Here is a 9,858-nt window from a genome sequence, read left to right on the forward strand (position 1 = left end):
CGCGCCACCAAAATCAAGGTAATATTTTAGCCCTTTGATTAGCGCCCTGCGGTTTCTGGTTCCGCGAGGTCCGCTGCGGTCCATCGGGGACGGGCGACATGCACCCTGACCAGCTTGAAGTAGCTGTAATACAGGAGGAAGGAGCCCGTGATGTAGGGGTTGAAGGTGTCGATCTCAACGAAGGACCGAATGAACAAAAGCACCATCACGCCGGCAAGAATCACCGACTCGGCTTGCCATGCCCTGAATATCAGGGCCGATATATGGCCCCATAGGGTGCGCAGGATGATCAGCGAAATCAGCGTCGCCCCGACATAACCTAGCTCGACGAGGGCTTCGATATAGGTGTTGTGGAAGTGGAAGCCGCTTCGGGTTGTGATGTAGAATTCGTTCCAGAGCCGCTCGGCCTCGGCGAACCCCTGCACCCAATAGGCCGCGTAGCCGACGCCGAGGACTGGCGCCTGCTGCGCCGCTTCCCAGCCCTGCTCCCAGAGATAGGTCCGTCCGGTGAGCGTGGAATCCTTTCCGAAGGCGCCAAGGACGAAATCCAGAAGTCCTGCAAAGGCAACCGCGGTGACCACGACCAGCCCGCATGCGCCGACCACGAAAATCACCCGTCGGTAGCGGAGTGGAAGCTTTTTGGCCATGGCAAGCAGAGCCACCAGAGCGAGAACTGCCGGTATCGAAGCCGTCGAGGTGGCGGAATGCGCCATGATCAGAAGATAGGCCGATAGGACGAGGATGGGCGCCGTCAGGATGAAGCTTATCCGGCCGCGCCTGAGAAAAACCAGGAAGACAATGCAAAAATAGATGCCAAGGGAGGCGACAAAGCCGATCTGGTTCTTGGAGCTGAATGCGCCGACGAAATTGTACGTCCCGTCGAGCATATCATAGGAATAACCCCCGACCTTGAGCGAATAGAGCAGGACGACAAAAATCCCGATCAGTGAGCCTATCGTCAACGTCCGGACGCTGACGGTGCGCGCGGCGATGTAGGCGCAGGCGATATGGGAGCAATACTGGATTGACGTCCTCAACGTGATGCCGGGGGCATCCGACCAGAACACCGAGAGGCAGACATAGAATGCAAACGCCAGCGGCAGCCACGCGCTGGAGGCATGCCGCAACAGCCGCCGGTAGTCTACCAGAATCAGGGGAAGCCAGACCGCATAATAGGCCAGGATCAGGATCGGCCCGAAAACCGAGGAGTAGGAGAACGCCCAAATAGAGATGGCAACAGCAAATGCGCCGTAGACGGTGCTCTTCTCCGGGTCGACCAACAGAGATTTTGGAATCTTCATCTCGGTAGCGAATTCCCGTCCATGCAGTTCAATGCCGATTCGCCGCCGCGCCATGCGCGAACGATCTCATTGTGCAGTGCAATATAACCCATCCCCCACAGCCTGTCACCCAAATGAGGCAAAAACAGCCATAAGGCGCCCCGTGCGGCGGTAAAAGGCCACGACAGGCCGTGCGGCAAGAACCCGAGCATCCCGGCGCAGGGCTGGGGCATCGCTCTCGGCGCCGTCAAAAGCCATCGCCGCCGCATCTAACGAGAGGGTCGGCATGACCGCCGCGCGGAACTGTTTTTGCAGTTGCTTTCAGCACCGGACCGAAAAATAGCAGCCGGCATTCGTTGCATCCGTTGCAATGAATGAGGCCCTCCGCGTACGCTATCTCGGAGACAACCAGACGATGGCCACACCAACAATTGGCAGAGGCTGGTCGTCCCCGATCTGCTGGGTTGGAGCAAACGGATGGACAAACCTCGAATCTTCCTGGGCTCGTCGGGGAAGCAGAAAAAACTGCTGCAGGCGCTGACACGCGGTCTTGAAGACATCGCGCATGTGGAACCCTGGACGACGTCATTCAATCCGGGGACAACCACCCTGGGGCGCCTCCTCGAGCTTACGCGTGAAGTCGACTTCGCCGCTTTCGTCTTCGCCCAGGACGACTGGACCAGTGTAAGCCTGCCAGCATCATCTGCTCCTGTATCCGCTCAGGCTTCTCCGCGAGACAATGTCGTCTTCGAAGCCGGCCTTTTCGGCGGAGTCCTTGGAATGCGCCGAACGTTTATCCTTCATGCCAACGGTTCCAAGCTTCCAAGCGATCTCCTGGGCCTGACGTCCGTGAGGTATGGCGAAGCGACGACCGCCGCGGAGATGAGAGCGGTCAACCAAAAGCTGCGAAAAGCTGTTGAAAATGAAGGCCGCGTCGCCCGAATAGAGGGCCTTTGGTGGCAGTTTTCCCTGTCGGAGCGGACCGTAAAGGAACCGTCCGCCGTGAGCCTCCTGCGTATCGCGCGAGACCGCGATGGCGCGTTGGAGTTGGCCGGCCGCTCATGGCAAGAGAATGGCAGTCTGTCAGCCAGATACTGGAGCGAGGCGGTAAAGGAGAGAAAGGAGCCTGCCGGCATCTTCTACTTTTGGAATGGAGAACGGCCCTTGGATGCTAACGCGTCGCAGTTGTACGGGACGGGGGAGATCCGGCTGGAGTCCGCCGATCGCGCGTCCGGGTACTTTACCACACGCGCCGACACGCAGCCAAAACTGAACGCGCGCACCTCAGGCGTCTACTTGCGCGCCGAACCGGAGGACTTGAGCATCCTGGACGGGCGCGACAACCAGCGACGGGTGGAGTTGATCGCGGAGCGGCTGAGCCATTGGAAGTCGATCAAGAACGTTTGAACTGTGCGCGTGGAAGTCGCCTTGCAGAGACGGCAGCCCCAGCATCGAATGGTCAGGTCGTAGCCAAGAGCGGCTCTCAACCGCCTGCTCCTGGCCCGCCATGAACCTGTTCGAGGCTCCAGTCCCCGGCTTGAACTTCTCCGCTGTTGACTTCACATTCGCCGCCGGCGGTGTCGCCAGCGCCCGTCGGGGCGGGCAAATGAGGGAGACCATATGCCAATGAGTTTTGCGGGACGGTTTGCCGGACGATCGGCCGTGGTCACCGGTGGCGCCTCAGGCATCGGCCTGGCCGTCGCGCAACGAATCGTTGAAGAGGGCGGGCGCGTTTGCGTCTGGGATCGCAACTCCACCCAGATCGAGCAGGCCAAGGCTGTCATCGCCGACTTGCACGGCGTGACCGTCGACGTCGCCGATCCTGTAGCGGTCGCACAGGCCGCCCGGCAGACGATTGAAGCCCTTGGCGCGGTCGATATCCTGGTCACCAGCGCGGCCATCACCGGACCGAACATGGCGACCTGGGACTATTCGGTGGAGGATTGGCACCGGGTCATCGACATCAACGTCAACGGCGTCTTCTACTGCAACAAGGCGCTGGTTCCGCACATGCTCGAGCGCAATTACGGCAGGATCGTCAACATCGCTTCGATCGCCGGCAAGGAGGGAAACCCGAATGCCTCTGCCTACAGCACCTCCAAGGCGGCGGTGATCGGCCTGACCAAGTCGCTGGGCAAGGAACTGGCGAAGACCAAGGTGACGGTGAACTGCGTCACGCCGGCAGCGGTGCGCACCGCGATCTTCCAGCAGATGAGCCAGCAGCACATCGATTTCATGCTGTCGAAAATACCAATGGCGCGGTTTGGCGAGGTCGAGGAGGTGGCGGCGCTGATCTCGTGGATCGCTTCCGAGGAATGTTCCTTTACGACGGCTGCCGTTTTCGACGTTTCCGGCGGCCGGGCGACCTATTGAAGCAACTGGAACGATTTGCAACCACGGACGCCAGACTGGAGTTCCCGTCGTTTGCTTAGGATCGAACCTCCACAGTCCGACGAAGAACTGCTCGACCGCTTCCAGCGCGCCGCCTTCGGCTATTTTCTGGAAACCGTGAATGCGGAAAACGGACTGGTTGCCGACACGTCGCGGCCAAATTGGCCGGCAAGCATCGCGGTCGTCGGCTTCGCCCTGTCCTGCTATCCGGTCGGGGTCGAGCGCGGCTGGATAGCACGAGACGCAGCCGTGAAGCTGACGCTTGCCGCACTGCGTTTCTTCTGGAACAGCCGGCAAGGCGATGGCGACGACGTCACCGGCCACAAAGGCTTTTACTACCATTTCCTCGACATGCGGACCGGCCTGCGCGCCTGGCGATGCGAGTTGTCGGTGGTTGACACGGCGCTGCTGATGGCCGGCGTGCTCACGGCTGGCGCCTATTTCACAGGCGACACTGACGACGAAACCGAAATCCGCGAGCTGGCGGAAATGCTCTACCGACGCGTCGACTGGCGATGGATTCAAGGCAGCAGACCGATCTTGCGACAGGGCTGGAAGCCGAAGAGCGGTTTTCTGCGTTATGGCTGGGAAGGCTACAACGAAGCGACGATCCTTTACGTCCTGGCAATGGCCGCCCCCGACAAACCCGCCTCGGACGACAGCTATGCCGGCTGGACGGCGACATATCAGTGGGAAAACATCTACGGCTACGACGTGCTCTATGGCGGCCCGCTGTTCATGCACCAATTCTCGCATGCCTGGATTGACTTCGATGGCATCCGGGATGCGTTCATGCGGGACAAGAACTCGGACTATTTCGAAAACAGCCGCCGCGCGACCTACCTTCACCGGGACTATGCGCGGCACAACCCCTCTGGCTATGACGGCTACGGCGAAGCACTTTGGGGACTTTCGGCGGGTGACGGACCCGGCAAATTCCGCGCGCGGATCGAGCGGCGGCCGCGCAAATTTTCCGGCTATGCAGCGCGTGGCGCACCGTTCGGCCCCGATGACGGAACGATTGCGCCGTGGTCGTATCTCGCATCGCTGCCCTTCGCACCGGAAATCTGCCTGCCTGCGCTGCGCCACCTCAGAGAACGCCACCCTGAGGTGGTCGACGGTTTCAGGATGCCGAGCGGCTTCAACCCGACGCTGGCGAACCGGCGGAAGTTCGGGCCGAGCGGCTGGATATCGGATGCGCACTATGGACTGGACCAAGGCATCGTCGTGCTGATGATTGAAAACCACCGCTCGCGGCTGATCTGGGAGCTGATGCGGTCGAGCCCGCATATCCGTCGCGGCCTGTGCAAGGCCGGGTTCTCCGGCGGCTGGCTGTCGCAGCCGGCGAGCCCTCCTCGCAAGGACCCCTGCTGAATGACGGCTAAAACGCGCCGCGTTTGACCGGCCTCCTGCGACGCGCTTTAGGTTGCTGTTTCATGCATGTGCGCGACATGCATTAGCGCCCAGTGGTCGCTGTCGTTTCGGCCACGAAGACGTTCGCCTTCCCGGCAACTCGCGCCCGCCGGGAAGGCCGTTCGATTTCGTCTGGCTTGATTTACTTAGCCGGCGAACGTGTAGGCGGTCTTTACCGTAGTGTAGAATTCCGCTGCGTAGCGGCCTTGCTCGCGCGGGCCGTAGCTCGATCCCTTGCGTCCGCCGAAAGGCACGTGGAAGTCAACGCCCGCCGTCGGCAGATTGACCATCACCATGCCGGCCTCCGAGTTGCGCTTGAAATGCGTGGCGTGCTTGAGGCTCGAGGTGCAGATGCCCGACGTCAGCCCGAACGGCGTGTCGTTGGCCACCGCCAAGGCCTCGTCATAGTCCTTGACGCGGATGACGTTGGCGACCGGCCCAAAAATCTCCTCGCGTGAAATGCGCATGGCGTTGGTGGCTTGCGTGAACAGCGCCGGTTGCAGGTAGAAGCCGCGGGTTTCGCGATCGAGCCGCTCGCCGCCGAAGGCGAGATCGGCGCCTTCCTGGCGGCCGATGGCGATATAGTCTTCGTCCTGTTTCAACTGGCTCTGGTCGACGACGGGTCCGATCTGGGTTTTCGCATCGAGGGCGTCGCCGACGACCAGCTTGGCGAGGCGATCTTTCATCGCATCGACGAAGCGGTCATGGATGCCGTCCGTCACGACCAGGCGGGACGACGCCGTGCAGCGCTGGCCGGTCGAGAAATATGCGCCATTGATCGCGCAGTCGACGGCGACGGCTAGGTCTGCATCGTCGAGCACGACGAGCGGGTTCTTGCCGCCCATTTCGAGCTGGTACTTGCGCATGTGCTCGACGCTGGCGGCAGCCACGCGCTTGCCGGTGCCGACCGAGCCGGTGAAGGTGATGGCATTGAGGTCAGGGCTGTCGAGCATGGCCTGGCCGACTACCGAACCCTTGCCCATGACAAGATTGAGCACACCCTCAGGCAGGCCGGCGCGGTGCAATATGTCGACAATGGTCCAGGCGCTCTCCGGAACCAGCTCGGCCGGCTTGAAGACGATGGTGTTGCCGTAGGCCAGGGCAGGAGCGATCTTCCACGCCGGGATGGCGATCGGGAAATTCCACGGTGTGATGATGCCGACGACGCCGACCGCTTCGCGTGTGATCTCGACACCGACGCCGGGCCGCACGCTTGGAACCAGCTCGCCCGACAGGCGCAGCGTCTCACCAGCAAAGAAATCGAATATCTGGGCGGCCCGCACGGTTTCGCCAATTCCCTCGACCAGCGTCTTGCCCTCCTCGCGCGCCAACGCCCGGCCGATTTCATCTTTCCGCGCGGTGATCTCGTCCGACGCCTTCCTCAGCACCGCATGGCGTGCCAGCAAGCCCGATCGGGACCACGCAGGAAATGCCGCTTTCGCCGCCGCGATGGCCTGCCGCGCCTGCTCGGCGTCGCCCGACGCATATTCGCCGACCACGTCGTCGAGATTGGAAGGGTTGATGTTGCGGGAGCCGGCATCGCCCACCCACTCGCCATCGATGAGGTTCTTTCGAAACGGGATCATGTCGCTGTCTTCCTTGTCCTTCGATTGCCGTCTATCTGGACCACCAGCCGCCACACCGCAAGGCCGCCAGCGGCAAAGTTCTGCTCCTCGACAGGCATGTGCTAAGCAGGTTTCGAAAAAGTGTTCGATGGTTTTCCGATAAAAACCTGCGACAAACACAAACCCGGCAGGCGAAGCCCGGCAAGCCTGCTTGGGTGTCGAGGTGGTAAACCATGATTCTAGTGCGGCGCGACGCGGATCGCGCCAGGAGGAGGCTGCCGTGTCCGACAGCGCGTTGCCGCTGGTGATCAGCGCGCCCGAGCCACGCACGCTCGACCTGATTTTCACGCCCGAGGCACTGGCGAGATTCCGCGCCAGATACCGTATCGTCGAAACGTCGCCAGAAGGCGTCGCGGCCCTGGCACACGATGTGCTCGCCGAGGCGCGCTACATCGTCGGCCAGCCGCCGATCGCGCCGGAGACGCTGGAAAGGATGACGGCGCTGCGCTGTGTCTTCAATGTCGAGAGCAACCTCATCAACAACATGCCGTATGAAACGCTGTTTTCGCGCGGCATCCATGTCGTCACCACCGGCATGGTGTTTGCCGAGCCGGTGGCCGAGCTCGGTCTTGCCATGGCGCTCAACCTCGCCCGCGACATCGTCGACGCCGATCTCGCGTTTCGTCAGGGCAAGGAGCTGTGGGGCGGCGAGGGTAACCGGGCGGCGCGGCTTCTCTCCGGCGCGGATGTCGGTATCATCGGCTTCGGCGATCTCGGCCGTGCGCTCAACCGGCTGCTGTCGGGCTTTCGCACGCGGACCAAGGTCTTCGATCCGTGGCTGCCGCCCTCGATCCTGATCGAGAACGGCGTCGAGCCGGCTTCCCTCGACACGGTTTTGTCGAGTAGCGATTTCGTCTTCGTCGTCGCTTCGGTGACCAGCGAAAACCAGGGTTTTCTCGGCACTGAGGCCTTTGCCAGGATGCGCAAAGGAGCCGCCTTCATCCTGCTCAGCCGTGCCGGCGTGGTCGATTTTCCGGCGCTGATGGATGCAGTTCGCAGCGGCCACATCGTCGCCGCCAGCGATGTGTTTCCGCAAGAGCCGCTGGCGCAGGACCATCCTGTCCGCACGCTGCCCGGCTTCCTGCGCTCCGCCCACCGGGCCGGCGCGCTCGACATCGCTTTCAAGCGCATGGGCGACATGATGCTGGAAGACATGGACCTGATCGACCGCGGCCTGCCGCCAATGCGTTCGAAGCGGGCCGAACGCGAGACCGTTTCGCGCATGCGCTCGAAGCCGGTCGACAAGAACTGAGCCGTCAGGCCCAGCGGCTGCGAGGTTTCTCAGATGGTGAACGACCAGAACAGGCAGGCGAGCGTCGCTGCGGCGAAGACGACAAAGAACAGGCTTCTCAGCAGAATATTGCGGCGCAGCTCGTTCATGAAGAGATGGCAGCCGACGACGGCCACGACAAACAGGAACCGCCAATTCAGCAGTGCCGGCAAGACATTGCTTCGATCGAAAGCCCATCTGGCGGCGAGGCCGCCAATGATGGCCGCGAACAACACGATGACTGTCCAGAAGATCGCATCCGCAGCATGTGTCAGGACGATGCCGGCGACCCTGATCGGCAGGATCATCATCAGCAGCGCGCTGAAGAAGTACACGGCCGCGAGCGGGATAAACGTCCCGGCATCGGCGACGTCGTCCAGGCGTTCTGCGCCGATCGCACCAAAGGGATAGCCATGCCTGGCCACCGCCAGGCTGAGAGCCATCAGCAAAGCCGTCAATATGGCCACCAATGCGAAAGAAGTGAGGGCTTTGCTCATAAGGGTCCTGCTCGGAACGAATCGAATAAGGACGTTGGTAGCCCACCGTTTGTAAATTGCTGGTAAGCGCCGAGGCCCGGCGAGACAGAGTTCTCATGCATGTCGCGCAAAAGCATGCTCTCGGGCCTGACCCGGGGGTGTGCAGCGGTTTGCGATAACGACATGCATAAAACAACACCCTGAAGCGCGTCGCATGAGGCCCGTCAAACGCGACGCGCTTTAGACGCCCTCACTCCGCCGCGTGAAGGCGCCGCGCCTCGATGATGGTCCTGATCTCGGCGCGGCAGGAGCCGCAATTGGTGCCGGCATGCAAGCTGGCGCCGATCGCTTCGACGCTTACGCAGCCTCCGCGCACCGCGTCGGCGATCTGATTGGCGCCGACCCCGAAACAGGAGCAGACGATGGCGCCGCGATCGACGCTGTTGCCGCCCGGCCGCCCCGCCACGATCGCCAGTCGCCCGCGCCGATCGGCATGGTCCGCGCTCAACTGCTCGACCGCCCAGCCGCGCGACACCGCGACCGGCCTGGGCGCAAGATAGAGCGCGCCAGTCAGCCGGCTGCCGGCAAAGCGGGCGAAGCGATAGTGCCCGCCGGCGACATCATGATAGGCGAGCGTCTCGCCTGGCGCGTCCGCCCCGAAAAGCGAGGCCGCGAAACCCGGCCAGTCCCGGTCGGCTTCCAGCGCAAGCTCGAGACGCCAGCCGGCGGCGCAGCGGGCGAGGCTCCAATAGTCGGCGTCGATCGAGGCTGGCCGTTCGGCAAGCACCGCGAAGCCGAACGCGACGGCAGCGAAGCGTTCCACCCTGGCGGCAACATTCTTCGAGGCCGGCTGTCCTGAAATCGGATCGGTGATGGGCGCCACCAGCGCATCGACACGAGCCCGCGCGGAAAACTGGTCCGTCCAATGCATCGGCACGAAGACCGAGCCTGGCCGCTGCCGCGCCGTCACCAGCGCACGAAGCAGCACCTCGCCATGCTCGGTTGAGACGCGGACGATGTCGGCATCGCCGATGCCGAAGTGCTGAGCGTCCGCCGGGTGGATTTCGGCGAACGGCTCCGCCAGGTGCTGCGACAGCCGCTGGCTTTTTCCCGTCCGCGTCATGGTGTGCCAGTGGTCGCGAACCCGCCCGGTGTTGAGCACCAGCGGGAATTTTTCGTTCGTGCGGGTTTGCGGAACTGGACGGATCGGGATGAAGCGCGCCTTGCCGTCGGGTGTGTAGAAGTTGCCGTTGGCGAAGAAGCGGGTGCTGGCTGAGCTATGTCCAGCTTGAACACCCCCCTCGGGGGGGGGGGGGGGGGGGGGGCGGGCCGGGGGGGGGGGGGGGGGGGGGGGGGGGGGGGGGGGGGGGGGGGGGGGGGGGGGGGGGGGGGGGGGGGGGGGG

Annotated in this window: 8 protein-coding genes; 4 read left to right on the forward strand and 4 right to left on the reverse strand. The window is 62.8% G+C overall.

Features of this window, described 5'->3' with window-relative positions; translation table 11 throughout:
* Positions 1–38: 38 nt before the first annotated feature.
* The gene (locus AC0L2M_RS28670; RefSeq protein ID WP_091593000.1) at positions 39–1,301 is read right to left on the reverse strand and encodes an O-antigen ligase family protein; all 1,263 of its coding nucleotides are present in this window, start codon (positions 1,299–1,301) and stop codon (positions 39–41) included.
* Between the two features lie 456 nt (positions 1,302–1,757).
* Between AC0L2M_RS28670 and AC0L2M_RS28675 the strand changes: the two genes are divergently transcribed.
* From AC0L2M_RS28675 to AC0L2M_RS28685, 3 genes are all read left to right on the forward strand, one after another.
* Entirely contained in the window at positions 1,758–2,687 is a 930-nt protein-coding gene (locus tag AC0L2M_RS28675; protein ID WP_236379044.1) for a TIR domain-containing protein, read from the forward strand.
* 213 nt (positions 2,688–2,900) lie between these two features.
* Positions 2,901–3,653, forward strand: coding sequence for an SDR family NAD(P)-dependent oxidoreductase (locus AC0L2M_RS28680; RefSeq protein ID WP_473536508.1), 753 nt, complete (start codon positions 2,901–2,903; stop codon positions 3,651–3,653).
* A 51-nt stretch (positions 3,654–3,704) separates the two neighbouring features.
* Positions 3,705–5,045 (forward strand): glucoamylase family protein, encoded by a 1,341-nt coding sequence (locus tag AC0L2M_RS28685; protein WP_091592785.1) that lies wholly within the window; start codon positions 3,705–3,707, stop codon positions 5,043–5,045.
* Between the two features lie 185 nt (positions 5,046–5,230).
* Here AC0L2M_RS28685 and AC0L2M_RS28690 read toward each other — a convergent pair whose 3' ends face one another.
* Complete coding sequence (locus tag AC0L2M_RS28690) at positions 5,231–6,667, reverse strand: aldehyde dehydrogenase family protein (RefSeq protein WP_473533026.1); 1,437 nt, start codon at positions 6,665–6,667, stop codon at positions 5,231–5,233.
* 262 nt (positions 6,668–6,929) lie between these two features.
* Here AC0L2M_RS28690 and AC0L2M_RS28695 point away from each other — a divergent pair, with 262 nt between their 5' ends.
* Positions 6,930–7,961: a hydroxyacid dehydrogenase gene (locus AC0L2M_RS28695; RefSeq protein WP_473536509.1), complete on the forward strand. Its 1,032-nt coding sequence runs from the start codon at positions 6,930–6,932 to the stop codon at positions 7,959–7,961.
* A 29-nt stretch (positions 7,962–7,990) separates the two neighbouring features.
* Here the strand turns inward: AC0L2M_RS28695 and AC0L2M_RS28700 are convergent, their stop codons facing one another.
* On the reverse strand, positions 7,991–8,476 hold the full coding sequence (locus AC0L2M_RS28700; protein ID WP_027151538.1) for a hypothetical protein: 486 nt from the start codon (positions 8,474–8,476) through the stop codon (positions 7,991–7,993).
* Positions 8,477–8,705: 229 nt separating this feature from the next.
* On the reverse strand, positions 8,706–9,858 hold a 1,153-nt coding region (locus AC0L2M_RS28705; protein WP_473536510.1), incomplete at its 5' end, for a molybdopterin dinucleotide binding domain-containing protein.

The organism is Mesorhizobium sp. WSM4806, from assembly GCF_055811635.1.